Genomic DNA, 24,830 nt, shown 5'->3' with positions numbered 1-24,830 from the left:
TTCTACAAAAAATCGTCACGCCGCGGAGTGAAGCTATCCACGAGCTTTCCTGGTTCCAGGCAAACACATCCGTGGGGTTGATCTGAAGGAATGACAAAACTGTCTCCTGGCCCGAACTCTTGATCACTTTCGCCCAAAGTGAACCGGAACCGGCCACTTTCGACATATGTTGACTGGACATGCGGATGGCTGTGCAACGCGCCTATCGCACCTGCTTTGCTGAACCGAAAGGCAACAACCATGAGATTGGGATGATCAGAGAGAACTTGCCGTGTGACATTTTCTCCTGTCGAGACAACTGGAAATTCAGGCAAGGTGTACCTCCGCTACACTATGAGAAAAGCATTCCACCATTCAGATCGACATTGGCTCCTGTAATGAAAGCACTGTCGTCGCAGGCTAGGAATAGGACAAGGTTTGCGACATCCTCAATGGTGCCTTGACGTTTCATTGGCGCAGCGGCTTCAAAGCCGCGACGTCCTGCGTCCGGTGTGTGGATGTTATGAAAATCGGTATCAATCATCCCCGGGCACAGCCCATTGACCCTGATATCCGGGCCCAGCTCTTTGGCCAAACCCCGCGTCAGCGTCATGATCGCGCCCTTTGAGGTCGCATAGGGAACTGAGCCGGGGCCGCCGCCATCGCGAGCAGCTTGGCTTGCCAAGTTGACAATCGCACCGCTTTTCATATGAGCCAAACAGGCGTTCGTCATCATGAAGTTGCTGGTCAGATTCAAGTCCATCACATACTTCCAATGTTCAAGTGAGGACTCTGCAACTGTTTTGCGGGCAACCAAACCGCCCGCGTTATTGACCAAAACGTCAATACTGCCGAATTCCGCGAGAGATCGCGCCACCAATGCGTCAACGTCGCTTTTCTGCGTTAGGTCTCCTTGAAGCGCGATTGCGGTCCCGCCATTTGCTTTGATTTTGGCCACAACTTCCTCAGCGCCTGCGCTGCTGGCAAAATAGTTTATTGCGACGTTTGCGCCCTCGGAGGCAAGCTTGAGAGCGACTGCTGCACCGATATCGCGGCCGGCTCCAGTTACAATTGCCGATTTTCCAGCGAGTTTCATGGGCATCCCTCATCTTTGCTCAGCTTTGAAAGTTGTCGTGTGCCATTGTGGGTCGCCTAAGCTGCACCGCGTTTGACGAACATGTCGTAGATTTCGGGTACATTGCCTTCGCCCATCCCTGCATCAAGCGCCGTTTGAAGATTTGCGGAAGTGCCTTCAGCGATTTCGGAGCGCGTTCCAATGTCAGTAATCATCTGAACGAAGTAGGCGATGTCCTTGTTGGCATTGCTGATCGAAAACCCAAGATCACTTACGCCATCGACGGCGTAATTCTTGCAAAATTGCATAAATGGAGAATTGGACGGGCCCGCAGACATGATCTCAAAAAGCTGCTGGCCATCGATGCCCGCTTGTTTTGCAACTGCAAATGCCTGGCTCATGGTACACGCTGTTGTCATACCCATGAAGTTGTTGATCAGCTTTGTCGTATGGCCCGCGCCGAGTGTGCCAAGATGGAACACGTTCTCGCCCTGCACGTCGAGCACAGGTTTGACCTTTTCAAACGTTTCGATATCGCCCGCTGCCATGATGTTCAGCAAACCGTCCTTGGCGTGCATAGGTGAACGCCCCAACGGTGCGTCGAGCATCCCCGCCCCTTTTTTCGCAAGTTCCGCGCCAATTTTCTTTGTTGACGCTGGAATGGACGTTCCGAAATCTATGACCACCGCGCCTTCTTTGATCCCGGCGAGAATACCATTCTCGCCGTAGATCAGGCTTTCGACCACGTCAGATGTTGTCACGCAGAGCATGACGATATCACTGGCCTCGGCGAGTTCCTTAGGGGTGCTCACCTCGACCGCGCCGCGCGCAACGGTTTGGGCAACCGCCGCTTTGTTGCGGCCCATAACCATAAGATCAAAACCATTTTTTTGGAGGCATTCAACCATCTTGCTGCCCATTTGGCCTAGGCCAATAAAACCGATTTTTGGATTCGACATATGCGCCTCCTAAGCGTTTAGGTTTTTCATTTTGGAAAAGACATCGGCCCCGGCTTGGGCGACGTCATGATCTTGCGCAGGCGAGCCTGAACTAACGCCAATGCCGCCGACGACATCAGAACCAGAAAGCACAGGAAGACCGCCGGCAACGGTCACCATACGTCCGCCTAAGGCCGAGGCGATGCCATGCGCTGGCATTCCCGGTTGACTGACTTCACCCAAGGCTTGCGTGCTCTTCTTGATGCCGCATGCGGTATAAGCCTTGTCGATCGCCAGATTGACGCTGGTAATCTTGGCGCCATCCATTCGCTCAAATGCGATGAGGATACCGCTCTCATCGGTAACAGCGATGCACATAGGCACCCCGATATCTTCGGCTTTTAGCCTAGCGACCGCGATCAGCCGTCGCGCCTCTTCAATGTCCAATCGTTTGATATTCAGCATAACGGCGTCCTTTGGGCTTTATGGGCCGATTAGGAGAGTGGGAAGTGTGAGCGAGATGGCAGGAACGAAGGTGATCAGCATCAGCGCTGCGAAGATCGCAAGGTAGAAAGGCCAGATCGTTCTGATGGCTTTTTCCATCGGCAACTGGCCAACCGCACAGCCTACAAACAAGCAGGTCCCGACCGGAGGCGTGCAAAGCCCCAGACCAAGGTTCACTAGAAGGATCATGCCAAATTGCAGCGGATCGATCCCCAGCATATTCATCACCGGTAAAAAGATCGGCGTGCAGATGAGGATTAAGGCTGCCATATCCATAATCATGCCAAGCAGCAAAAGAACGGCATTGATCATCAGCAAAATCAGGATCGGGTTCTCGGTTATCCCCAAAAGGAACTCGACCGTTTTGGTTGGTACGCGGTTGTAGGTTAGCATGTAGGCGAAAGCCCCGGCGCAGGCGATCAGGATCATGACCATCGACGTTGTGCGCACGGACGAAATTACAGCAGTCTTAAAGGCATCCCATGACAGGCTGCGGTAGACAATCAGCGTGACAACAAAGGCATACATAGCCCCGAACGCACCGGACTCTGTCACAGTAAAGATGCCTGATAGGACACCTCCGACGATAATGACGGCAGTCAGCAAGCCGGGGATGGAGCCGATAAACGCGTACGCCAGCGCCGTCCATCCTGGAAACCGTTCAGCCTGATAGCCGCGCTTTACTGCGACCACATATGCAGCAATTGCCAAGCAACAGCACATCAGGATGCCGGGGACCACGCCCGCCAAGAACAGCTTGGAAATTGACACCACACCACCCGTTGCAAGAGCAAAGATGATCATATTGTGACTGGGTGGAATGATGATCCCGGCGATAGAAGACGTCACCGTCACATTTACCGCATAGTCAGCATCGTATCCCTTGTCTTTCATAACGGGGATGAGAATTGAGCCCAGCGCGGAGATGTCCGCGATCGCCGAACCTGAAATCCCGCCAAAAAGCATGGAGGAAAACACGTTTACAATGCCAAGCCCACCGCGCACGGCACCGACAGCAGCTTGCGCGAACCTGACCAGTCTAACGGCTATCCCGCCGTGGAACATCAGCTCGCCAGCGAAAATGAAAAACGGGATCGCCATAAGCGAAAAAACGTTGATTCCCGCCACTATTCGTTGAAAGCCGACGAACAACGGCAAACCTTCATACCAAAACGCAGCCAAGGCAGAAATCCCAAGTGCGTAAGCGACCGGAGTGCCGATTATGACAGAAAGGGCAAAGACCCCGAGAAGAACTGCAAGTCCCATGATTAACCCTGTTCTATACTGTCTTGACGCGCATCCTCGCCCAGAAACAGGCGGATCAGATGACCGGTGGAAAACAGAAGGACCAATGCTCCGCTAATTGTCATAGGCAGGGATCTCAGGCCCTCGGGCCATTGAATAAGCGGGATCAACGTGCCCCATTTGAATTCGGTCAATTCAAGCCCATACCAGAACATCATCGCGCCAAATCCGGCTAGCAGCATATCTGTGATGCAGACAAAGACTGTTCGTACTTTCGGCGGCACCATCTCCCGAAAAAGAACAACAGAGAGGTGGGTATGGTTGTGCACTCCGGCTGCTGCGCCGAGGAAGGCAATAACCATGACAAGTAAAAGCGATACCTGTTCAACCCAGGTGGGCGTGTCATTGAGGACGTACCGGCCAAAGACCAGCCACGCGAAGATGGCGGTCATAGTCACGATGGCGACGCCGGCCAACACGGTACAAAGGCGGGCGAGCAGGTCGAGGAAGAAATCCATCCTCCGTAGAAACTCTGATGTCTTGCCTGAAACTTGCATGCCGCCCCCTTTTTTGGTTTTACGAGTCCGGCTTCTTTGAAAGAAACCGGACGCGCTTAACTGTATTCGCTTTGGCAAATCACTCAGTGGCCTGAGCCATCTCGACCAACGCTTTCATATCTGGGTTGGCAGCGAGGTAGTCGGCATAGACTACGTCCATCGCGGACTGGAACGGGCCCTTGTCTGCGATTTCGTTGACTGTGATGCCAGCCGCTTCAACGTCAGAGCGCGCTTGCTCAGATCCAACAGCCCACAGTTCGCGCTGATACAGAGCCGCTTCTTGTGCCGCACTACGTACAGCTTCCTGTAGTTCGGGGCTAAGCGCGTTGAACTTGGCTGTATTCACACAGATGCACTCGGGGATGATCAAATGCTCAGACAGGGAATAGTGCGACGTCACTTCGTAATGGCCGACATTTTTGAACGACGGGAAGTTGTTCTCCGCCCCATCAACAACGCCTGTTTTCAGTGCCTGTTGTACTTCCGAAAAAGCCATGGGAGACGGATTTCCACCCATCGCCGAAATCATCGAAGTGTAGAGATCGTTGTTCATAACTCGGATCTTCAGGCCTTCCACATCGGCTGGAGAGTTGATTGGTTTCTGGCTGTAGAATGACCGGGCTCCAGCATCAAAATATGCAAGGGGAAGAACTCCAGCCTCACCCATCGCTTCGGCAACGACCGCACCAGCTTCACCTTCCATCACGCGGAACATGTGCGGCACACTTTTGAAGATGAATGGAAGCGATACAAGGTTTGCCTCTTTGACCATCGGACCAATCGGGCCAAGGTTGAAGTTGCCAACCTCGATGGCTCCAATTCGCACTTGCTCCAGCGCATCGGGCTGCGAGCCAAGAACGCCGCCGTGGAAAACATCTACCGTGACTTCACCATCTGTGGCTGTGTCAACAAGCTCAGCAAATTTGTCCATCGCCGCCGTATTGGGGTGGCCGTCATTGTGAATGTTCCAAGCGCGCCAGCTTTCAGCCGATGCTGAAGAGGCGATCAGTGCAACGGTTACTGCTGCAAAAAGCGATTTCGTAGAAGTCATGGGTCTCCTCCCGTTTTTTCTGAGCAGCAACAGGCCAAAAGGTGTCGTCTGGAGGATGAAAGTCGCAAAACTTCCTGCTTCCTCCCAGAGCCGGAATCACTGCTGCATCCATAAGGACACTAGTATCCAAGTTGTGTCAACAACTCGTTTGAAACATGTGACGGCCTTGACTTCAATGGTTACAGGCTCTTTGATATTAACCGAAAAAGCCTTGCTGAAATACGTACGAAATATGGCTTTTTTCTATATAAAACAGTGCCTTAACCACCCATCAGATCGTGGTGACAGGATTATGAATCAGAGGATGAAAGAAAAAATCGTGGACGGAATTAGAACCCGAACAACCACTGATGCCGTCTACGAAACACTGCACGATCAGATCGTTTCGCTCGAAATTCTTCCCGGTACAAAATTGTCCGAGACGGAAGTCGCACGCCGATTTGGCGTTTCTCGCCAACCTGTTCGCAACGCCTTCACCAGGCTTGGAAATGAGGATTTGCTACTTATCCGACCGCAAAAAGCAACCGAGGTGCGCGGCTTTTCAATGGATCGCCTAGAGCTTGCTCGTTTGGTAAGAAGGGCCGTCGAACTTGAAATTGTTTACATGGCGGTTGAGACTTGGGATTCAGATCGGGATGCGAAGCTAAGCGAAAACTTAGCCCTTCAGGAGAATGCTCTGACGCAAGGGGATCTATCTGCCTTTCACGCGCTCGACTACGATTTTCACAAACTAATCTACGTCCTTGGCGGCAACCCGTTAGCGTTCGAAGTTATGCTGGAATGCAAACAAAAAGTAGATCGTCTCTGTATGCTTGGTCTTGAGAAAGATCGCGAGGCGAATTCCATTTTGGAAGACCACTATGAGATCGCAAATGGGCTTGCCTCGCGGGATCTGTCAAAAGCGCAAAACGCAGTCAGAAAACACTTATCCCGCCTCGACGACACTATCGCGTTTATTCACGAACGCCATCCCGAGTACTTTGAATAAGTTCGGAAACTCGTACCGCTAACTTCATTCAATATCCGGTACCGACAAAGTGCCTATCGTGCCGGCCGGATGCTCGTTATAATTAGCGTTTTTTTTCGTTGTTGGGGATCAGGGAATTTGCAGCATAAATCTCCGAAAATATACAGATCTGGGTGCCGTCAGACGAATTCGAACCAGTTTCAGTGTGCCTAGGAAACAGCGAACCTATCTGGAACAAAGTTGACGCCACAAGCTAAGAGTGGCGGAGCGGGTCAGCTTGAAGGTGTCTCGGCTGGCTAGCGATCTTTCCTGGTTGAATTGGTTGCACAAGGAGGAATGGACGGAGGCGAATTTCTGTAGACTTCGCATGCGTCTGAAACGCTGCATCGCGCGTCCGCGTCGTCGGAAAAGAAGGTGCGAGTTCTCGACGCGGTTGTTGAACCACCTGCCCGTCTGCTGTTTTTCGGTAGCGCCTAGATCTCTGAGAGCAGCCCGACACGACGCGAAGCGATCCGTTACGATCTCTTCTGAACAGCCATGGCTGTTTCATCAATTTCTTGAAGAATTTCAATACAGCCTGCTTGTTTCGGCGTTTGGTGACAACGGCTTGCAGCACCTTGCCTTCATGGCCAACAGCCCGCGAAAGATAATGCCGCTTGCCATTCACCTTCAAGAAAACCTCATCAAGGTGCCACTTCCATTTCGAGAATGCGCGCAGTTGTTGCACCCGCTTTCGTCTGATCTCAGCAGCAAACTTCGGGTCAAACCTGTTCCACCAATTTCGGACAGTTTCGGGCTCACATCGATGCCTCGCTCATGCAGCAGATCTTCGACATTCCGAAGCGAGAGCTGGAAACGGATGTACAGCATCACAGCAAGGCGAATGATTTCGGGACTATTTTAAAGTATTTGAAAAAGGCAGATCTGGTCATCGGAAAAAGCTACTCAACCACCTTGCCCCGCTCGAGCAAAGTATTTCTGACAAGACCGTTGGACAAACCGCAGTTGGACAAACCTAAGACCCGAACTAATCTACCGCCTTTTTTCGAATGAGCGATCAGGTTCTCCTACCAGACAGTTCATTACCCACGGGTAGCTTGTCGTGACGTAGTATCCGTACTGGCCATCCACAGTCATGCCATTGCACTTATCTAGATCGCCAGCCCCAGTGAACTCGTAGTCGTTTATATATATGCCGTCCGGAGTACCGCCCGGCCCGTTAGGCGGCGCAGGCCGAGGCGTAGTTTTGAGTTGGTAGCCGGAAATCGCAGGTCTTATCGCACCATTGCTGTCTTTGAATATCGTCCCGTAGATCGGAAAGCCGTCAGCTGCAAAACCAATAGCTGGAGACGGCTTATCAAGGTCGTGATCCAAAAACAGTGCATTTGGATTGGAATGGTAGTGATACCTGCCATCGGGCTGGGCATGGGCATTGTGCAGATCTACACCAAAATACTGATCGTAAGACGGCGGATCAAGCAGCCAAGGATCAGTGTCTCGACACCCCGCCAATACATTGCCGTTCTTGTCTGCTCGCGGGCCGCTCGGGCGATAACACCCAGCCGAAAGCAAATCGACCGGCACGCCATTCAACAAAATGGCATCATAACTCCGTTGCGACAGCGCGGTTTGGTCGCTGGCCTTCTCCGGATTTCTGGGAATCCGAAAAGTGCCAGGCAATTCGCGTACATTGTTAGCGAAGTTGGCTGTAGGCCCATTGAAATCATGGTTAGGAATGCCATTGGTCTTGAGGGTACAGTGCTGGCTTTCTGCCGAGATTTCGATTTCGGAGTTAAACCGTTGTTGGCGCGTGACGTCTTCCACCGAAGCGGAATACACTCCTGCATAATCCGCGCAGTCTCCGGACCGGTTGCTGAACAAAAGATTGGTGATGTCTTGGGTTACGTTTTGCGCATGAGCCTGCAGGGCCGTAAATCCCGTCAGAAGCGCACTGATTATCAATACTTTCAATCGCATTGCTCAATCTCCTTGGGCTTTCGGAAATTTCAAAAAATGTTAATGATGAGAGTTGTTTTTGGTCATCCTACCTTCAGAAGGCGACGCGGTCTCCTCCCTTTAAGTCTAGGATTTCCCTTGCTTCATCTGGGGTCGCGACCTGAGTGCCCAGATCTTCTACAATACGGCGAATTTTAGCGACTTGCTGAGCGTTGCTTTCGGCCAACTTTCCACGTGAGATGAACAAGCTGTCTTCTAGGCCAACGCGAAGATTGCCGCCCATCTGACTTGCAGTGGTAGCAAGCGACATCTGCGCACCGCCGGCTCCGAGAACGGACCAGCGGTAGTCATCACCAAACAGGCGATCTGCTGTGCGTTTCATGAAGATCAGGTTGTCAACCTCTGGCCCGATACCACCGAGGATTCCAAAGATGAACTGAATGAAAATAGGTGCTTTGAACAACCCGATATCCATGCAGAATTTTAAGTTATACAAGTGGCCGACATCGTAGCATTCATGTTCGAATTTGATGTCATGCGCCGCGAGCGTTTCTGCCGCTTCGCGAATGTCCCGGAACGTATTGCGAAAGATGTTCTGATCGGAGTTCGCGACATAGTCTTTCTCCCAATCAAATTTCCAATCATCATCGCCATACCGGTTGGCCAATGGGTGAAACGAGAAGTTCATCGAACCCATATTCATCGAGCACATTTCAGGGCTGAAAGTCTTGGCCGGATTGATCCGGTCCTGAATGGACAATGTCAGCGACCCACCGGTCGATAGGTTCACAACAGCGTCCGTTGCCTGTTTTATACGGGGCAGGAATGGCGCGAAGTCGTCCGGATCGACCGATGGCGACCCGTTCTCAGGGTTGCGGGCGTGGAGGTGTAGGATCGACGCTCCGGCCTCGGCGGCCTCGATCGCCTGCCGTGAGATGTCGTCGTAAGTGTACGGGAGCGCATCCGACATGGTTGGTGTGTGGATCGCTCCTGTTACAGCACATGTAATGATAGTCTTTTTCTGACGGGCCATAGGTTCAGTTTTCCTTGGATTGTCCGGTGTGCTTTACGCGATAGCCCAGCGGGAAAAGTTGCAGATCATAGCGGCGACGGATCACGCCCCAAATGCCTTTTGGCGCCTTGAGCATGACGACAATTGCGACCACGCCGAGAACAATCAGGTAAGTTGTTCCAAGGTCGGCCAGCGTTTCGCGCAGCGCAAAGAAGACGAGTGTGCCGATGATCGGTCCTTCGATGGTACCGATGCCGCCGATCACTACGATGAAGATGACGAAGGCAGTCCAATCATTGACGCTGAACGCCGCATCCGGCGATATGCGCAGCTTTTGCAAGAAGATCAGCGCGCCGATCATCGCCGTGAATGCCGACGTGACGACGTACACTATGAACTTCGTTCGCCAGATATCGATGCCAAGGCTACCGGCGGCCAGTTCGTTGTCCCGAATTGCCGTCAATGCCAAACCTTGGCGCGAACGCAGGAAGAGATACACGGCGGTTACAACCAGCACGGCGGCCCCGAGTGCCAGCCAATAGCTCAGCGCCTCACGCATCGCGCGCCCGGATGCCAGTGATTTCACGATGGCAACGGGCAGCGAAGATCCTGACCCTCCGCCAAGCGCTGAGATTTGCGCGAAGCTCAGTCGAAAGACCTCTGCGATGACCCAGGTGCCAATGGCAAAATATGCGCCCCGAAGCCTGAAGATCAGAACAGCAACCGGGATCGAGATCAAAGCCCCTAGCGCTCCCGCTGCCGCAATAGCAACCAAGGGGTTCAGCCCACCCTGCATCGTAAGTGCGAAGAGCATATAGCCGCCGAAGCCCACATAGGCTTGCTGCCCAACCGAGACGAGGCCAGCGTAGCCCGCCATGAGGTTCCAAAGGGTGGCAAGGGATAGGTAGAGAAACAGCTCCCCCATCAAGCGCATGTCGGCGCGGCCTGCCCACCAGGGCGCTGCAATCAGAACAAGCAAACCGATTGCGGCCACGATCGCTGCAACGCGCGCTGCTTTTGATGACCGAGATACACTGTAGTCCTGCAAGTTCATCCGGAAACCCTCGGGAAGAGGCCGTTCGGACGAACGGCAAGAATAACAAGGAAGGCAATATGGCCGGCTAGTACTTGCCAGCCCGGATCAATCTTAGCTCCGATGGTTTGCGCGACGCCAAGAATAACGCCGCCAATGAGAGTGCCCCAAAGGTTGCCAAGCCCGCCGATAATGACAGCCTCAAAGCCAAAGATCAGGCGGCCCCCGCCAATCGAGGGATCAAAGCTTGTCCGAATGCCAAGCAGAATACCGGCGATTGCCGTCACGCCGAGGGCCAGCGCCATGGCCAAGCCAAAGATGTGTCGGCGATTGAGGCCCATGAGCTGGGCAATGTCTTGATTGTCGGACACCGCTCGAAATGCGCGACCGATAGCAGTGTGATAAAAGGTCCATTGGAGCCCCCAGATCACGGCGATTGCAATCCCGAAAGTCAGCAGCGGCAAGATCCCGAGGGTCACACCGCCTACCGCAACGCTGGCTGTTTCCAGAGCACCAGCATTCAATGTTTGCGGGTCGGCTGTGTAGACCTCCAGCAACCCGTTCTGGATGATTACACTCAGCCCGAAGGTCACAAGCAGCGGTGGAAGGATATCGTCGCCCAGGGTTTGGTTCAGTAGGCCGCGTTGAAGGGCATACCCAATCAGAGCCATAGCGGGAACGACAATCACTAATGCGGCCATCGGGTGCATCCCGGTCGCGGTCGTCACGGTCAGCCCAAGATATGCTGCCAACACAATTAGATCGCCATGGGCAATATTGACTAGCCGCATAACCCCAAAGATCAACGAAAGACCTGCGGCAAACAGCGCGTATAGCCCGCCCAGCAAAGCTCCCTGCACGATAGCGTTAAGCCATTCCATATTATTCGATCCCGAAATACGCGCGCGAAATGTCTTCGCGCGAAACGGTGTCAGACGCGCTTTCCAGCGAAACGCGCCCCTCCTGCAGGCAGTAGAGCCGGCTAGAGACCGACAGTGCCTTGGTGATGTCTTGTTCGACGATGATCGCACTCATGCCCTCACCGATGATGCCGGGCAGAGCGTCGTAGATATCTTTAATGATGATCGGCGCCAGCCCAAGGCTGATTTCGTCGAACAGGATGAGATCTGGATTGGACATCAGGGCACGCCCAATGGCGACCATCTGTTGCTGACCGCCCGAAAGCGATGTAGAAGCCTGATCTTTGCGCTCATCAAGGATCGGGAACAGATCATAGACAGCTTTCAGATCCCAAGGGCCTGAGCGACCAACTTGAGCCCCGATCATTAGGTTTTCCTTGACTGACAACGATGGGAATAACTGGCGACCTTCCGGAACCATGGCGAGGCCAAGTTCTGCAACCTCGTCTGCGCGTAGCCGGCTGATATCCTGACCTCGGTAGTGAATCTGATCCACTCCGTTCGTCAGTAACCCGGTGATTGACCGCATCAGGGTCGTCTTGCCTGCGCCGTTTGCACCAATTATGGCCAGAACTTCTCCCTCGCCGACGTCCAGTTCGACATCATAAAGCGCTTGGAAATCGCCATAATAGGAGCTCAAACCGCGTGTCTGAAGAATTGAGTCAGGCATCGGCTTCGATCCCCAGATAGATTTCTTTGACTTCCGCGCTTTCCATGATTGCCTGCGGCTCGCCCTCGGCGATCTTCTTTCCGAAGTCTATGACGATCAGACGATCCACGACGGCCAGCAGGGCGTGCACAACATGTTCGATCCAGATGATGGTGACGCCAGAGGCGTGTATGTCTTTGATGGTCTGGACCAGTGAATTGCACTCGGCTTCGGTCAAACCACCTGCAATCTCATCCAGCAACAGCAATTTGGGCTTGGCGCAAAGCGCACGTGTTAGTTCCAGGCGTTTGCGCTCCAGCAAAGTCAGGCTACCAGCAAGAACGTTTGCCTTGGGCAGCAGTTCTGTTTGGTCCAGAACCTCCAGACAAAAGTTTTCGGCCTGGTGTCCGTGCATGCCAGCTGATTGCGTGGCGGCGATCATCGCGTTTTCGAAAACAGTCATGCCCGAAAACGGCTGCGGGACCTGAAAAGAACGCGCGATGCCTGCATGGCTGCGCTTTGCCGCGCTCCATTTGGTGACGTTCTGCCCACTGAATTCTATCACCCCGGAATTGGATTTGAGAGTCCCAGTGATCAAGTTGAACATCGAGGTTTTGCCAGCGCCGTTGGGGCCTATTACCCCGAGTGCCTCGCCTTGCTGGACCTCATAGCTCATTGCATCGGCGACAGTGACCGCGCCAAATGCCTTGCTCAGGTCTTGGAGTCTCAAGATTGTCGTCATGTTTCTCTCGGATGGAGGGTTCGGCGCCAAGATTGGCGCCGAATGTCTGGTCAGCCCAGCAGTTTCATGTCTGCCGTTACCGGAACTTCGGGCGCGGTGCTGTTCGCAACAATCTGCAGCTCATAGGCGTCTCCGGACTTCTGCCACTGGCCACCGACCAGCGGTGTTTTGGTGACGTTGTTCATCGGCCCATCACCCCAGTTCACCGACCCGACAATTGTGTTCAGGTTGGTGGACGTGATTGCCGAAACAATCGAAGACGGGTCTTCCAGATCATCAGCCCGTTTGATGACATCCGCGACGACTTCGAACAGAGCGTGTTTAAAGCCAAGGGGTTGAGTCCAAGGTCGACCTGACTCTGCTGTATAGCCTTCGGCAAGATCATTCGAGGAAATGCCAGTGAGTGAGGACGAGAACGGATGATGCGGGGACCACCAGACCTCGGTTGACAACCCGTCACCACGGTCGCCCAACGATTCAATAACAGAGGGGAACAGCAGTGCCTTGCCAATTGTCACGACCTTCGGGTTGAACCCTTGCTGGGCGGCTTGGCTCCAGAACGTAGCGAAATCGGGTGGAATCATGTTGCCAGTGACGATTTCGCAACCAGCTGCTTTGAACGCTGCGATCTGGTTTGAGAAGTCGTCAGACAGAGGCTGATAGCGACCGGGATCTGTCAGCGTATATCCAGCGGCAGCCAGCGGTTTAGGCAGGCCCAGCTCCGCATCACCCCAAGCATTACCGTCGGCATCGTTGGGGAAAAGACCGCCCACTGTCTTGGTCACGCCAGTCTTGTCCCACATGTCGAGGAACGCTGCGATCACGTCCTCCAAACCCCAAAAGAAGTGATAGGTCGTTTCAAAACCCTCACCCGGAACGCCATTACGGCCAAAGAAATAGGGCTGCCAAGGGCAGTCGGTCGTGATGCAGGGAACTTCGTTGATCTCTGCCTGATCAGCAACAGGGTTCACCGTATCTGGTGTTGAAGCCGCAACGATGATATCGACCTCATCGCCCAAGATCAGGTCAGCGGCGACCTCGGCTGCGCGGTTGGGGTTGGACTGGCTGTCTTTTGAGATAATCTCGACATTCCAAGTCTTTCCATTGTTGTCCAATCCGGCCGAAAAGACCTTCTGTATGGCTTGAAGAACATACTCGTCGGCCTCAGCGAAACCAGCAAGCGGTCCGGTGCGAGGGCTAACGTTGCCGACCCGCAGCGTTGGGTTTGCGGCGTAGGCGCGCGTCGCCCGAAGAATGGCCGGTGCGGCGATTGCCGCCGTAGCACCGACAATAAAACTACGCCTAGTGGCCGTTCTAAAAGTCCTTGTCATTGCGTCCTCCCTTCACCGGCCTCCCGCCAGTGTTTAATTGATCTTACAAAGTCTTCTCGAGATTTTTCAGATGTTTCGCGACACGTTGGCGAACCTGATCCGCCTCGCCCTCAGCCCATTTCCTGAAACCTTCGCCGGATTTCATGCCTAGCTTGCCCGCATCGACAAGCGACTTGAGGTAGGATGAAGGGCCTTTATGCGCCTCAAGATCGTGTAGTACGTTTTCGTGGATATCGAGTGTCAGGTCAGTACCCACCAAATCCGCGTTTTCCAACGGACCAAGGACAGCCAATCGCCGCCCAAAGCTGGATTTTATCACAGTATCAACGGCTTCCGCGTCGCAAATACCGTTTTCCACCAGACTGACAGCTTCGCGCCACAGCGCATGTTGAAGGCGGTTGCCAATAAAACCCGGCACGTCCTTTTCGACCATCACCGGAGTTTTTCCCGCATCCTTCAGCAGATCGAACATGGTTTGCGCGATATTGGGGTCAGTCCATTCCGTCTTGATGATTTCGACCAATGGAATCATATGCGGTGGGTTCCACCAATGCGTTCCCAACGCGCGTCTTTTCAGCCGCAATCCAGACATGATCTGAGTGATGGGCATGACCGACGTATTTGAAGCGAGGATGCAGGTCTCTGGTGCGTGCGCCTCGATCTCAGCAAAAATCGCTTGCTTGAGCTCCAGCTTTTCCGGTGCCGCTTCGAACACAGCGTCGGCGTTTCGAACCGAACCTTCCGTCGTAGAAAAAATCTCAATCATCTTGAGGGTTTTCGTGATTCTGACCTCGTCATCCCCCATCGCAGCCATGCTGGCACGAATGCGGTCAGCCACGGTAGCGCGCGCCTCTTCAACGGGATCTGTGATGGCCACATATTGACCTGCTTTTGCTAAGGTCAGGGCGATACCGTGCCCCATAAGACCCGCGCCGATTACCGCTATCTGCTGCTTTTTACGCACCATTCTTTAACCCGCCGTGTATCCGCCGTCGGCATGAAGGATATGCCCGGTGTAAAAATCAGATGCCCGCGACGCGAGAAACAACAACGGGCCCGCAAGGTCTTCAGGCTCACCAAGTCGTCCTTTAGGAACACGGGTCAGGAAGCCATCGCGTACTGCCTTCGCATCGTCGGTGTCTTCAAACATCCAAGCCGTCAAAGGCGAACGGAATACCGTTGGCGCGATCGCGTTGACGGTGATCCCTGTTGGACCTAGCTCACATCCTAAGGCTTTGGTTATCCCATTCACAGCAGCCTTTGACGCGCAATACGCCGTGTAGCCAGCTGGGTGACCCAGGATGCTGCGCGCGGAACTGACGAAAATGATCTTGCCGTATTCGCTTTGCTTCATGTGCGCCGCCGCCGCGCGTGCCAACAGCCAGCTTTGGTTCACATTGGCGTCCATCACTGCGTCGAAGGTCTCTGGCGCCATTTCGTTGATCGGCGCAACTTTGTTCATACCGGACGCGACAACGAGAATATCGAGCCTACCAAAATTATTGACTGCTTCTTCTACCAGCGCACTGCAGGATGCCTCGTCGGACGGGCGCGTATTCACCGCAACGACGATCGCACCAAGCGACTTGCACTCTTTGGCGATCTCGTTGAGCGCGTCCTGATTGCCCGCAGCCAGAACCAGATTGCACCCAGCTCCGGCCAAGACGCGCGCTGCGACCATGCCAAACGCGCCGGATGCTCCGGTGATCAGTGCGACGTTGTCTTTTACGTCAAACATCTTGAGTGGATCAGACATTCTTTTCGTCCTCAGCTTTCTGGCGGATACGGAATGACCACCAGCATTTTGCAGGTGTGGTTGGCGCGGTTTTCAATTTTGCGCACTTCGCCCGGTGCGATCGTGCAACTATCCATCGGCCCAAGAATGATTTCTGTGCCGTCGACGATGACGGTCATCTCACCCTCCAAGACGACGTAGACTTTCTCAAAAGGTGTGGAGTCCGGCCCGGCACCACCACCCGGTAGGAACTGGCTGAAGCCAATCCACTGATTTGTCGGCCCGCCTTCCTCAAACCCTTGCAAGCGAAGCCCATGACACCCAAAATGGTTCGGTGCTTCGTAGGGTTGGGCGTCTTGAAAGCGCTTCAGATGCATGTCCGTCTCCGCTCAAGGTTATTGGCGGCCGCCGGCGAACCGGCGACCGGTCCGTGAGTGTTCAGAATTCTTCGCCAGCTTCGATGCGGTAGGACTGGTTCTTGTCGATCATCGCAACCAGTCGGATGATGCAGCCGTCGCCTCGGTCCCAATTCCATGGGAAGAAGGCGAATGTGCAGCGCTTGCCTGTCACCGCATCCAGATCCCCACCGACATTTTCAATACCGAGAATACCTTTGGAGAACAGCATGTTGTGCACTGGTTCCCACTCGGGGAAATCAACCTCCCACGGTGTCCCCCCTGACCATTCAAGATATTCTTTTTCAAGGTGTGGCAAAATTGGACCGTTACGCTGCGGGCCAATGGCCGTTGCCAGAGGGTGATCGTTTGCCTGGGTGTCGTGGCCAACGACTTTCACACCTTTTTCGATCATCCACTCGGCAGCGGAAGGAACAAGCCCCGGGCAATAAGCAAAGTAGTCACCGTCTTCGTACTGCTTATGCCAACCAGTGTTGATGATCAGAACGTCGCCCTTGCGGATTGCGTGCCCGCAAGCCTTCTCCAGATCATCTCCTGTGATTTGCTCCCACTTCTTCTTGGGAACCGAGACGACCAATCCCGAACCGAAGAAATGCGGCAGCGGAACTTCGTCGATGAACGGCGTTCCCTGAACGACATGCGCTGGAGCATCGATGTGCGTTGTCACATGCATCGTTGTGGTAATCGTCTGAGACAACACGCCGGACTTGGCCATATAGTGCTTTCGGTCGATTTGGACGTCTTTGAAATAGGGCCAGTTCGGGCACTGGAACCCGTATCTGTGGCTAAGGTTGTAAAACTCGAGCCCCATATCATTGTCGGTGTTTGATTGAAACTCAATGCCGCGGATTTCGACCATTGGGCATATCTCCTTTGTTCGCCGGCGACGCGGCGGTGTTCGCTTTTCAGTTGTCTGGGTGGCCTCCCCACCTGTCCCGTATGATGATGCACACGCACCGCATTACGGTCAACTTAAAACTCACTATACGGTTGACTTGCACCGCATTGTGATACAACACTAAAAAATCGCCAGGCATCCAAAGCTACGATGCCAAGACAGAATGGGGTAGGTTAAATGTTTGAAAAACAGGATAAAGGTGGCATTCAGGTCATTTCCAGAGCAGCCTCTATTTTGCGTGTTCTAAAAGAAAACCAATCCGGAATGAGCCTGGGGAAAATCGCCGAGCGTGTTGACCTGCCCCGCTCTACGGTACAGAGAATCACAAGTGCACTTGCTGAAGAAAAACTTGTCATAGCAGATGCAAATGGGGGTGGCTTGAGGCTCGGCCCCGAACTAAGCGCTCTCGCGGGTGCCGCGCAGTACAGCATCGTCGAACACTGCCGGCTGCTTTTGACAGAACTGACCCAAAAGACCGGGGAAACCACAGACCTCGCCGTCATGCGCGGTATCGGCATGGTTTTCTTAGATCAGGTCCCAGGTGTCTATCGATTGACGACCGTTTCGCAAGTGGGCGAGGTTTTTCCACTGACCACCACTGCAAATGGGAAAGCTTGTCTCGCTCAACTCGATGAAGAAGATGCGACAAAGCTCATTCAAAACGAATGGGAACGGAATGGTATACAAAGGAATTTGGATGAGTTCCTTTCCGAACTGAATACGGTCCGCGAACAGGGCCTTGCCTATGATTTGGACGAGCATTCCGCCGGCGTGTCGGCGATCGGGTTTTCTTTCGTCGACTGGGTCGGAGACCTGCACGCGATCTCAATTCCAGTGCCAACGACGCGATTTGCGCGACAAAAAGAAAGCATCGAAAGAGCTCTGCTGGAAACATCCTCAAGTATTCATCAAACCTTCCATTGAATACATGAAAACGACTGTGGCTCGATTTAGGCTCGGGACGGGTCAAGCTTTTGTGTCTGCAATAGACGCGAAGGTGCTGTCAGATGAATTCGAACCAGTCTTTGTTTGCCGCGGAAATTGCGTACCTATTCGGAACAAAGTTGACGCCACTCGGCAAGAGCGGCGGTGCGTGTTAGCTTGAATGTATCTCTGCGGGCCAGAGATTTTTCCTGTTTGAAGTGGTTGTATACTGAGGAATGGACGGCGGCAAACTTCTGCAAACTTCGCATCTGTTTGAAACGTTGCATCGCGCGTCCGAGTCGTCGGAAAGGAAGGTGTGAATTCTCGACTCCGTTGTTGAGCCACCTACCCGTCCTTTGTTTTTCGGTAGCGCCAAGCTCTCTGAGAGCGGCCTTGTACGATGCGAGGCGATCCGTGACGACGGTTTTCGCTTTACCGTGTCATTTCATCAGCTTCTTGAGGAATTTCAGTACTGCAGCATTGTTTCGGCGTTTGGTAACAACGGCTTCCAGTACATCGCCTTCGTGATAAACAGCCCGCGAGAGGTAGTGTCTCTTGCCACTCAACTTCACGAAAAGCTAGTCCACGTACCACTTCCATTTGGAGAATGCGCTCAGCTGCTGAACACGCTTTCTTCGGAATTCAGCAGCAAACACTGGGCCAAACCTATTTCACCAATACCGAACAGTTTCGTGACTCACGTCGATGCCTCGCTCGTGCAACAAGTCTTCGACATTCCGAAGCGAGAGCGGGAAACGGATGTACAGCATCACCGCAAGGCGGATGATCTCGGGACTGGTTTTGAAGTACTTGAAAGAGGCAGGTTTGGTCATTCCCAGACGCTAGGCAACACCCCCACCCCGCTCAAGCAAAGCCCTTCTGACAAGACCCTAAATCTCGTTATAGCCGAGCCTCGAAAGGGCACTGGCGACCGCGGGTTCTGTCGGATTCAGACTTCCTTCGCGTGCCCATTTTTTGATGCATATTTCCGTTTCTCTGGGCTTAACAAATTCACTCTCTTTAGCCAAAATTACTAAGGCGGCCTCACGAGGTGTAAGTCCCATCGCCTCACAGACTCCCATTGCGTAGAGTTGGTCATCCCTTTCACTTACAACCGAAGATACCTTCATGGCCGAGAGCGCCATGTCTACACCGATTTCATAAACCATTGTTACTAAAACACCCTTTTAATCCAGTGATATGAAGTACAATGGACTTGGTGCTCGAAGCTTTGGTAAGGATTACGCGAACATTATTTATTCTTAATCAGTAGGCACTTTGCGATGGAACAACTATTGGATCGTTTCGTCTGCGGTTCTCGAAACGGTGCTGTCAGACGAATTCGAACCAGTCTCAGTTTGCCGCTGAAACCGCGAACCTATCCGGAACAAAGCTGACGCCACTCGCTAAGAGCGGCGGTGCGGGTCAGCTTGAAGGTGTCTCGACTGGCTAGCGATCTTTCCTGGTTGAAGTGGTTGTAGACGGAGGAATGGACGGCGGCGAACTTCTGTAAACTTCGCATGCGTTTGAAACGTTGCATCGCGCGTTCGCGTCGTCGAAACGGGAGGTGCGAATTCTCGACGCGGTTGTTGAGCCACCTGCCCGTCCGTTGTTTTTCAAGCGCGCCCATTTCTCTGAGCGCAGCCTTGTAGGAAGCGAAGCGATCTGTAAAGACCTCCTTGGCGCAACCGTGCCGCTTCATCAATTTCTTGAGGAATTTCAGTGCTGCAGCTTTGTTTCGACGCTTCGTGACGACGGCCTCAAGCACTTCACCTTCGTGATCGACGGCACGCCAGAGGTAGTGGCGTTTGCCGTTCACTTTCACGAATACTTCGTCCACATGCCACTTCCATTTTGAAAAGGCTCGGAGTTGCTGAACCCGTTTTCTTCGGATCTCTGATGCAAACATCGGGCCGAAACGGTTCCACCAATATCGGACAGTTTCGTGGCTGACCTCAATTCCCCGTTCGTGCAATAAGTCTTCAACATTTCGAAGCGAGAGTGGGAAACGGATGTATAGCATCACCGCAAGGCGGATGATCTCGGGGCTGGTTTTGAAGTACTTGAATGGTGATTGTTTAATCATGCGCGAAGGCTACGAGAGCACCCTGCCCCGCTCAAGCAAAGTTCTTCTGACAAGACCCCACTGACACGGCCAATTGACTGCAACTCCTCCCAAGGCTGATTAAAACTGAGCACAGCTTTGTTTGCGGAACTGTTCAAAATGTATCAATCTCTTCAGAAAGTTCTCGGCTTCGGATAGATTGTTTACGTTGAGAATAAATAGAGATCATTCGCAGTATTTTCGTGAGATTCTGCCACGAGGACTTAGCAAACCTTCGAACTCAGTCGAAATAACTTCTCGAGCAGAGTTGTGGTAAGGTGCCTTCAATTATGGAGGAAAAATTGTTTCGCTTTCTTTTGTCAGCAGCTCTCATTCTGGGGAGCCCAGTCTTAGCTCAGGATGCAATAAATCCGACAGGCCTTTCTGGTCCTTCCGGTCGACCCTATTCACCTTACGCTGAGCGCGCATATCCAACTCAAGTCTATTTTGGTGACACTCACGTTCATACTGGTCTTTCCGGGGATGCTGGTGGAGGCGGTACGCGCCTCATGCCGCGCGATGCCTATCGGTTTGCGCGCGGAGAAGAAGTTGTGTCGAACACGGGGCAACCTGTAAAACTGTCGATGCCTCTCGATTTCTTCATGATTACAGATCATTCGGATGCGATGGGTGCTATCACCGACATCATCGGAGGTGCTCCCAACATCTTAGCAGATGAGCAAGGCAGATATTTTCATGAAGAATTCAATAAGGGTGGCGAAGCCGCACTAGCGGCAGCGCTCGAGCTTACAGCGGCGTTTGCTCAAGGACAGGTTTCGCCTGCGCTGAACTATCAACCGGGCAGCCCCGCGTATGCCCGTGTTTGGGACGACATTATCGATGCCGCGGAAGAGTACAATGATCCAGGCGTGTTCAGCACCTTTATCGCCTATGAATGGACATCACTTGTTGCAGGGAACAATTTGCACCGAAATGTGATCTTTCGCGACGGCCCGGAGCTCACAAGACAGATACTGCCTTATACAACAACGCCACCTGTGGGCTCACCTAACCCTCGTGATCTTTGGAAATGGTTGGAGAACTATGAGCATACGACAGGCGGGCGTGTTCTTGCTATTCCACATAGTGGGAACTTGTCTAACGGCTGGATGTTCCCGTTAGTCGATGACTTCGCGGATGGGGTGCCGTTAGATCCCGCATACGCAGAAGCGCGAAACAAATGGGAAAGACTATACGAACCAACTCAGATTAAGGGAGATGGTGAGGCCCACCCGTTCCTATCACCAGACGATGAATTTGCTGACTTCGAAACATGGGACTACGGCAATCTGGATGCTTCTGTTCCGAAAGAGCCAGAAATGTTACCTGGTGAATATGCTCGATCCGGATTACTTCGCGGCCTATCTCTTGAAAAGGGTTTGGGAGTAAACCCTTTTAAGTTTGGCCTGGGCGGGGCTAGTGACACACACACAGGCTTAACGGCTCCAGATAACGACAATTTCTTCGGGAAGTTCACCGGTTATGAGCCCAGCGAAGAGCGCAGCCAACATGTCAGTAAGACCTATACTGACGGGACTGTTGCGCTGCGTTCGTCGCAATATATTACTGGCGGTTTGACAGCTGTGTGGGCGCAGGAAAATTCCCGAGAAGCCATTTGGGATGCGATGCATCGGCGTGAAACCTACGCAACGACAGGACCTCGAATGCGCGTCCGAATGTTCGGAGGATATTCTTTTACCGAAGAGGATGCCTTGCGGCGGGACTTGGCGCTTGTGGGATACACCAAGGGTGTGCCGATGGGTGGGAATCTTGGCCCAGGGGAAGGCGCACCTTCTTTTTTGGTATATGCGCTTCGTGATCCGATGGGAGCAAACCTGGATCGAATCCAGATCATAAAGGGCTGGATAGATGCAGATGGAGAGCAACGGGAAAAAGTCTACGACGTGGCCTGGTCTGGTTCCCGCGAACCAGATGCAGCTGGTAAGTTGCCGTCAGTAGGCACCACAGTGGACCTTTCTATCCCCTCGTGGACTAACACGATTGGAGCCTCTGAGCTGGGAGCCGTGTGGAAAGACCCGGAATTCGATCCTTCGGAAAGCGCATTTTATTATGCCCGGGTAGTAGAAATTCCGACCCCTCGCTGGACGGCGTATGATGCAGTGAAGTTCGGAATAAACATGCCGGATGGTGTCCCTATGACAGCACAGGAACGCGCCTATACTTCGCCGATTTGGTACTCGCCACAACAATAGTTTGAATTTACGATGTCGGTCGGGCATGGGCTCAGAGCAGCCATTCGCTGCGTTCCGTCTGACTGACCTCTTAGCAGACAAATCCGCCGTTCCCCGAGAAAACGGATAGGCATACCTTTTTAATGATCGCCTCCACACGTCTTCCGACAACTAGAGATCTTAGTCACCGATCATGCCACCGCCCGTTGGTAGGTATTAGGCAAGTTGCCGGTTCTAACAGTCTATTAACGTGGTAGTGTTTTCGAGCCAACTTGCGGGAAGTAACCATGAGTCAACGTCGCCTTGCTGCAATCGTATCTCTCGATGTCGTCGGCTTCAGTCGGATGATGCAGGGTGGCTCCAAGCTACTTCTCAAAACACTGAACACCTTGTACCGCGATTTGGTAACGCCGATCGTTGAGCAAAAGTCTGGCCGGGTGGTCAAACTGTTGGGCGACGGAGCATTGATTGAATTTCCGTCGGCCGGAAACGCCCTAGAAGCGGCAATTGCGATCCAAACCGAGCTAAGAGAGCCAGACCATCCCTATTTGGTTCCGGAACGTATCCAGCTTAGAGCGGGTTTGCATGTCGGCGACGTCACCGTCGATGGCGACGATATCTTCGGAGACGGCGTCAACATCGCTGCGCGGCTCCAATCGGCAGCCGTACCCGGGGGCATTCTGGCCTCAAAGGTACTTTGTGATCTTGCCGGAGCGGATTATGCCAAACGATTACGCCGGGAAGGGCTACATACGTTCAAAGGCATTGAACAGCCGATCGAAGTGCTGTCGTTCAACTTCACCGATGAACATGTGTCCAAATCGCGTGCTAGCTTCGCCAAAACACAGGAAATTCGTTTTTGCAAAACTGACGACAACATTAGTCTGGCCTGGAGCTCAGTTGGAGACGGTCCTCCGGTCGTAAAGGCGCCAAGTTGGATTGGACACTTGGAGCTTGACTGGCGCAATCCGGGGAAAGCTCCAATTTATACGTCCATCGCTCAACGGCATCGTTTGGTCCGTTTTGATGCCAGGCTCAACGGTCTATCCGACTGGGACGCCGAAACATGCACGTTCGAACGGTTCGTTGATGACTTGGAAACCGTTTTCGACGCAGCGGGTATCAAGCGCGCCCCGATCCTTGCGATATCGCAGGGGTCAGCAGTGGCAGCCGCCTTCGCAGCGCGCCGACCTGACCGCGTGTCTGCGATCGTAATGATAGGTGGGTTCCCCGTTGGTCGGGCAAAAAGAACATCGCAAAAAGATGTGGAACGCGCCAACGCAATTAAGCAAATGATGACTGCCGGGTGGGACGATGATTATCCGTCTCTGCGTGATTTGATGGCGCAAATAATCGTGCCGGGCGCGAGCCAAGAAGAACGGCGGCAATATGCCGAAGATATGCGCAAGATGATTTCACCCGAAAACATGGGGCGGTATCGCGGTGTGATTGATAACATCGATATCTCACCGATATTGTCCAAGGTCGAGGTGCCGTGCCTTGTTTGTCATGGGACCAGTGACAGGATGCAACCGGTCGAACAAGGACAATTGTTTGCGAAGGGATTACCCAACGCGAAGTTCATCGCCTACGAAAGCTCCAACCATACCATCCCGGACAACGACCCGGAATGGCCACGTTTTGAGAGGGACGCCCTGGCTTTCTTGGCTGAACACAGCTGAATTATTGCTCCAAGTATCTTCGGGTCTGGCGCTATATCTCTCAAAACAAATGCAACAAGAGTACTTCGCCAGAGCAATGGAACAGAGAGTTGCAATAAATGCGGACAGGCTGTCCTACGCCCAAGACGGCGAAGGAGAGCCCGTGGTCTTTGTTCATGGATCGAATGCAGATCATCGGGTTTGGGATGCGCACCGTGATCTAATCGCCCCACACTACCGGATGATCAGATTGACGATGCGTTACTTCGGAACAGGTGCGTGGCCAGACGACGGAGAGAATTTCAGCATACAAGTCCTTGCAGATGATCTCGCCGAGTTCATTCGAAGTCTGAAGCTTGAACCGGTGACACTTGTTGGGTGGTCTTTGGGCGCAGGGGTTTGTCTAACGATGGCAGTACAGCATCCAAGGCTCGTTAAGCGCATGTTCCTTTACGAACCCGCGTTGGCAACGTTTGTTTCTGACGAGGAAAAAGCCCAAGAGGCTCTAAACGATCGAGTCACAATGAGCGAGAAAGCTCGCATTCTAGCCGAAGCAGAAAACCTTGAAGGTACGGTTCAGCAATTCGTGGATGACGTTAACGCGCAGTATGGCGCATTTAATGGGCTTCCCGAGGATATTCGGGGGATGATGGTTGAGAATGCGAGGATGCTGCCGCTGCTCTTCGCCGGACCTCCGGCACCACCAGTTTTAAGCCAAGATCTGCAGGAGTTGGCACTTCCTGTTGCGATCGCTTTAGGTGCTCAAAGCCGCACTTTCTACCAAATTACCACTCGTGCCGCACACTCGTTGATCCCATCAAGCCAATTGAGAGTGATCGAGAATGCCCGGCACTTGTTCCCCGTTCAGAAGCCGGAAGAGTTTTGCATAGCAGTGTTGGACTACTTGAAGCACGATGTACCTGCCGAGACGAGGTAGGCCT

25 protein-coding genes and 2 pseudogenes are annotated in these 24,830 nt (G+C 53.1%); 5 read left to right on the top strand and 22 right to left on the bottom strand.

Annotated features, from left to right (window positions below; genetic code table 11):
• Positions 1-2 precede the first annotated feature (2 nt).
• The 7 genes from ACR0C3_RS08945 to ACR0C3_RS08915 all read right to left on the bottom strand — a co-directional run bounded on the left by ACR0C3_RS08945 (position 3) and on the right by ACR0C3_RS08915 (position 5,379).
• A complete protein-coding gene (locus ACR0C3_RS08945) occupies positions 3-314 on the bottom strand; it encodes a cupin domain-containing protein (RefSeq protein ID WP_480758111.1) in 312 nt (103 codons plus the stop codon).
• A gap of 17 nt (positions 315-331) precedes the next feature.
• Positions 332-1,075, bottom strand: a complete 744-nt coding sequence (locus tag ACR0C3_RS08940) for an SDR family NAD(P)-dependent oxidoreductase (RefSeq protein WP_480758110.1) — start codon at positions 1,073-1,075, stop codon at positions 332-334.
• A 56-nt stretch (positions 1,076-1,131) separates the two neighbouring features.
• Complete coding sequence (locus ACR0C3_RS08935) at positions 1,132-2,013, bottom strand: NAD(P)-dependent oxidoreductase (protein ID WP_170662653.1); 882 nt, start codon at positions 2,011-2,013, stop codon at positions 1,132-1,134.
• 9 nt (positions 2,014-2,022) lie between these two features.
• A complete protein-coding gene (locus tag ACR0C3_RS08930) occupies positions 2,023-2,457 on the bottom strand; it encodes a heme-binding protein (protein ID WP_170662655.1) in 435 nt (144 codons plus the stop codon).
• Positions 2,458-2,475: 18 nt separating this feature from the next.
• Positions 2,476-3,762: a TRAP transporter large permease gene (locus ACR0C3_RS08925; protein ID WP_170375920.1), complete on the bottom strand. Its 1,287-nt coding sequence runs from the start codon at positions 3,760-3,762 to the stop codon at positions 2,476-2,478.
• Between the two features lie 2 nt (positions 3,763-3,764).
• A complete protein-coding gene (locus ACR0C3_RS08920) occupies positions 3,765-4,298 on the bottom strand; it encodes a TRAP transporter small permease (RefSeq protein WP_480758109.1) in 534 nt (177 codons plus the stop codon).
• Positions 4,299-4,377: 79 nt separating this feature from the next.
• A complete protein-coding gene (locus tag ACR0C3_RS08915) occupies positions 4,378-5,379 on the bottom strand; it encodes a TRAP transporter substrate-binding protein (protein WP_480542938.1) in 1,002 nt (333 codons plus the stop codon).
• A 127-nt stretch (positions 5,380-5,506) separates the two neighbouring features.
• Between ACR0C3_RS08915 and ACR0C3_RS08910 the strand changes: the two genes are divergently transcribed.
• A complete protein-coding gene (locus tag ACR0C3_RS08910) occupies positions 5,507-6,337 on the top strand; it encodes a GntR family transcriptional regulator (protein ID WP_480758178.1) in 831 nt (276 codons plus the stop codon).
• Positions 6,338-6,541: 204 nt separating this feature from the next.
• Here the strand turns inward: ACR0C3_RS08910 and ACR0C3_RS08905 are convergent.
• From ACR0C3_RS08905 to ACR0C3_RS08850, 12 genes and pseudogenes are all read right to left on the bottom strand, one after another.
• Positions 6,542-7,248 (bottom strand): annotated as a pseudogene (locus tag ACR0C3_RS08905) (IS6 family transposase).
• A 100-nt stretch (positions 7,249-7,348) separates the two neighbouring features.
• Positions 7,349-8,293, bottom strand: coding sequence for a YHYH protein (locus ACR0C3_RS08900; protein WP_480758108.1), 945 nt, complete (start codon positions 8,291-8,293; stop codon positions 7,349-7,351).
• Between the two features lie 73 nt (positions 8,294-8,366).
• Entirely contained in the window at positions 8,367-9,305 is a 939-nt protein-coding gene (kce, locus tag ACR0C3_RS08895; protein ID WP_480758107.1) for a 3,5-dioxohexanoate:acetyl-CoA acetone transferase, read from the bottom strand.
• 4 nt (positions 9,306-9,309) lie between these two features.
• Positions 9,310-10,338, bottom strand: a complete 1,029-nt coding sequence (locus ACR0C3_RS08890; protein ID WP_480758106.1) for a branched-chain amino acid ABC transporter permease — start codon at positions 10,336-10,338, stop codon at positions 9,310-9,312.
• Positions 10,335-11,198: a branched-chain amino acid ABC transporter permease gene (locus ACR0C3_RS08885; protein ID WP_170681648.1), complete on the bottom strand. Its 864-nt coding sequence runs from the start codon at positions 11,196-11,198 to the stop codon at positions 10,335-10,337. Before ACR0C3_RS08885 ends, ACR0C3_RS08890 begins: the two co-directional genes overlap by 4 nt.
• 1 nt (position 11,199) lies before the next feature.
• Positions 11,200-11,907 carry an ABC transporter ATP-binding protein gene (locus ACR0C3_RS08880; protein WP_480758105.1) on the bottom strand — a complete coding sequence of 236 codons (708 nt, stop codon included), beginning with the start codon at positions 11,905-11,907 and terminating at the stop codon, positions 11,200-11,202.
• The gene (locus tag ACR0C3_RS08875; RefSeq protein ID WP_480758104.1) at positions 11,900-12,628 is read right to left on the bottom strand and encodes an ABC transporter ATP-binding protein; all 729 of its coding nucleotides are present in this window, start codon (positions 12,626-12,628) and stop codon (positions 11,900-11,902) included. Before ACR0C3_RS08875 ends, ACR0C3_RS08880 begins: the two co-directional genes overlap by 8 nt.
• A 50-nt stretch (positions 12,629-12,678) precedes the next feature.
• The gene (locus ACR0C3_RS08870; protein WP_480758103.1) at positions 12,679-13,959 is read right to left on the bottom strand and encodes an ABC transporter substrate-binding protein; all 1,281 of its coding nucleotides are present in this window, start codon (positions 13,957-13,959) and stop codon (positions 12,679-12,681) included.
• A 43-nt stretch (positions 13,960-14,002) separates the two neighbouring features.
• A complete protein-coding gene (locus ACR0C3_RS08865; protein ID WP_170467788.1) occupies positions 14,003-14,926 on the bottom strand; it encodes a 3-hydroxyacyl-CoA dehydrogenase NAD-binding domain-containing protein in 924 nt (307 codons plus the stop codon).
• Positions 14,927-14,929: 3 nt separating this feature from the next.
• Positions 14,930-15,715 (bottom strand): SDR family oxidoreductase, encoded by a 786-nt coding sequence (locus ACR0C3_RS08860; protein ID WP_170467790.1) that lies wholly within the window; start codon positions 15,713-15,715, stop codon positions 14,930-14,932.
• Positions 15,716-15,726: 11 nt separating this feature from the next.
• Positions 15,727-16,071: a cupin domain-containing protein gene (locus ACR0C3_RS08855; RefSeq protein WP_480758102.1), complete on the bottom strand. Its 345-nt coding sequence runs from the start codon at positions 16,069-16,071 to the stop codon at positions 15,727-15,729.
• A gap of 61 nt (positions 16,072-16,132) precedes the next feature.
• On the bottom strand, positions 16,133-16,969 hold the full coding sequence (locus ACR0C3_RS08850) for a cyclase family protein (RefSeq protein ID WP_480758101.1): 837 nt from the start codon (positions 16,967-16,969) through the stop codon (positions 16,133-16,135).
• A gap of 216 nt (positions 16,970-17,185) precedes the next feature.
• On the opposite strand from ACR0C3_RS08850, the gene ACR0C3_RS08845 reads away from it, so the two are divergent.
• The gene (locus tag ACR0C3_RS08845; RefSeq protein WP_480758100.1) at positions 17,186-17,932 is read left to right on the top strand and encodes an IclR family transcriptional regulator; all 747 of its coding nucleotides are present in this window, start codon (positions 17,186-17,188) and stop codon (positions 17,930-17,932) included.
• 125 nt (positions 17,933-18,057) lie between these two features.
• Here ACR0C3_RS08845 and ACR0C3_RS08840 read toward each other — a convergent pair.
• The 3 genes and pseudogenes from ACR0C3_RS08840 to ACR0C3_RS08830 all read right to left on the bottom strand — a co-directional run bounded on the left by ACR0C3_RS08840 (position 18,058) and on the right by ACR0C3_RS08830 (position 20,018).
• Positions 18,058-18,765, bottom strand: a pseudogene (locus ACR0C3_RS08840) (IS6 family transposase).
• A 57-nt stretch (positions 18,766-18,822) separates the two neighbouring features.
• Positions 18,823-19,101: a hypothetical protein gene (locus ACR0C3_RS08835; RefSeq protein WP_170474689.1), complete on the bottom strand. Its 279-nt coding sequence runs from the start codon at positions 19,099-19,101 to the stop codon at positions 18,823-18,825.
• Between the two features lie 209 nt (positions 19,102-19,310).
• Positions 19,311-20,018 carry an IS6 family transposase gene (locus ACR0C3_RS08830; protein WP_480758099.1) on the bottom strand — a complete coding sequence of 236 codons (708 nt, stop codon included), beginning with the start codon at positions 20,016-20,018 and terminating at the stop codon, positions 19,311-19,313.
• Between the two features lie 308 nt (positions 20,019-20,326).
• On the opposite strand from ACR0C3_RS08830, the gene ACR0C3_RS08825 reads away from it, so the two are divergent.
• From ACR0C3_RS08825 to ACR0C3_RS08815, 3 genes are all read left to right on the top strand, one after another.
• The gene (locus tag ACR0C3_RS08825; RefSeq protein WP_480758098.1) at positions 20,327-22,249 is read left to right on the top strand and encodes a DUF3604 domain-containing protein; all 1,923 of its coding nucleotides are present in this window, start codon (positions 20,327-20,329) and stop codon (positions 22,247-22,249) included.
• A gap of 266 nt (positions 22,250-22,515) precedes the next feature.
• Positions 22,516-23,910 carry an alpha/beta fold hydrolase gene (locus ACR0C3_RS08820; protein ID WP_170556624.1) on the top strand — a complete coding sequence of 465 codons (1,395 nt, stop codon included), beginning with the start codon at positions 22,516-22,518 and terminating at the stop codon, positions 23,908-23,910.
• A gap of 76 nt (positions 23,911-23,986) precedes the next feature.
• Positions 23,987-24,826, top strand: coding sequence for an alpha/beta fold hydrolase (locus ACR0C3_RS08815; RefSeq protein WP_171620721.1), 840 nt, complete (start codon positions 23,987-23,989; stop codon positions 24,824-24,826).
• Positions 24,827-24,830: the final 4 nt, after the last annotated feature.

The organism is Ruegeria sp. CK3 (genome assembly GCF_056536565.1).
The sequence above is the reverse complement of the archived record's forward strand: the minus strand, read 5'-3'. Positions and strand labels throughout refer to the sequence as shown.

What these genes read in the sequence shown, in the direction of transcription:
- ACR0C3_RS08835 (WP_170474689.1), bottom strand. Translation starts at nt 19,101, where the DNA reads ATGGTTTATGAAATCGGTGTAGACATGGCGCTCTCGGCCATGAAGGTA.
- ACR0C3_RS08860 (WP_170467790.1), bottom strand. Translation starts at nt 15,715, where the DNA reads ATGTCTGATCCACTCAAGATGTTTGACGTAAAAGACAACGTCGCACTG.
- ACR0C3_RS08920 (WP_480758109.1), bottom strand. Translation starts at nt 4,298, where the DNA reads ATGCAAGTTTCAGGCAAGACATCAGAGTTTCTACGGAGGATGGATTTC.
- ACR0C3_RS08820 (WP_170556624.1), top strand. Translation starts at nt 22,516, where the DNA reads ATGAGTCAACGTCGCCTTGCTGCAATCGTATCTCTCGATGTCGTCGGC.
- ACR0C3_RS08870 (WP_480758103.1), bottom strand. Translation starts at nt 13,959, where the DNA reads ATGACAAGGACTTTTAGAACGGCCACTAGGCGTAGTTTTATTGTCGGT.
- ACR0C3_RS08890 (WP_480758106.1), bottom strand. Translation starts at nt 10,338, where the DNA reads ATGAACTTGCAGGACTACAGTGTATCTCGGTCATCAAAAGCAGCGCGC.
- ACR0C3_RS08830 (WP_480758099.1), bottom strand. Translation starts at nt 20,018, where the DNA reads ATGATTAAACAATCACCATTCAAGTACTTCAAAACCAGCCCCGAGATC.
- ACR0C3_RS08940 (WP_480758110.1), bottom strand. Translation starts at nt 1,075, where the DNA reads ATGAAACTCGCTGGAAAATCGGCAATTGTAACTGGAGCCGGCCGCGAT.
- ACR0C3_RS08900 (WP_480758108.1), bottom strand. Translation starts at nt 8,293, where the DNA reads ATGCGATTGAAAGTATTGATAATCAGTGCGCTTCTGACGGGATTTACG.
- ACR0C3_RS08855 (WP_480758102.1), bottom strand. Translation starts at nt 16,071, where the DNA reads ATGCATCTGAAGCGCTTTCAAGACGCCCAACCCTACGAAGCACCGAAC.
- ACR0C3_RS08935 (WP_170662653.1), bottom strand. Translation starts at nt 2,013, where the DNA reads ATGTCGAATCCAAAAATCGGTTTTATTGGCCTAGGCCAAATGGGCAGC.
- ACR0C3_RS08845 (WP_480758100.1), top strand. Translation starts at nt 17,186, where the DNA reads ATGTTTGAAAAACAGGATAAAGGTGGCATTCAGGTCATTTCCAGAGCA.
- ACR0C3_RS08930 (WP_170662655.1), bottom strand. Translation starts at nt 2,457, where the DNA reads ATGCTGAATATCAAACGATTGGACATTGAAGAGGCGCGACGGCTGATC.
- kce (WP_480758107.1), bottom strand. Translation starts at nt 9,305, where the DNA reads ATGGCCCGTCAGAAAAAGACTATCATTACATGTGCTGTAACAGGAGCG.
- ACR0C3_RS08925 (WP_170375920.1), bottom strand. Translation starts at nt 3,762, where the DNA reads ATGGGACTTGCAGTTCTTCTCGGGGTCTTTGCCCTTTCTGTCATAATC.
- ACR0C3_RS08885 (WP_170681648.1), bottom strand. Translation starts at nt 11,198, where the DNA reads ATGGAATGGCTTAACGCTATCGTGCAGGGAGCTTTGCTGGGCGGGCTA.
- ACR0C3_RS08880 (WP_480758105.1), bottom strand. Translation starts at nt 11,907, where the DNA reads ATGCCTGACTCAATTCTTCAGACACGCGGTTTGAGCTCCTATTATGGC.
- ACR0C3_RS08875 (WP_480758104.1), bottom strand. Translation starts at nt 12,628, where the DNA reads ATGACGACAATCTTGAGACTCCAAGACCTGAGCAAGGCATTTGGCGCG.
- ACR0C3_RS08850 (WP_480758101.1), bottom strand. Translation starts at nt 16,969, where the DNA reads ATGGTCGAAATCCGCGGCATTGAGTTTCAATCAAACACCGACAATGAT.
- ACR0C3_RS08865 (WP_170467788.1), bottom strand. Translation starts at nt 14,926, where the DNA reads ATGGTGCGTAAAAAGCAGCAGATAGCGGTAATCGGCGCGGGTCTTATG.
- ACR0C3_RS08815 (WP_171620721.1), top strand. Translation starts at nt 23,987, where the DNA reads ATGGAACAGAGAGTTGCAATAAATGCGGACAGGCTGTCCTACGCCCAA.
- ACR0C3_RS08825 (WP_480758098.1), top strand. Translation starts at nt 20,327, where the DNA reads ATGGAGGAAAAATTGTTTCGCTTTCTTTTGTCAGCAGCTCTCATTCTG.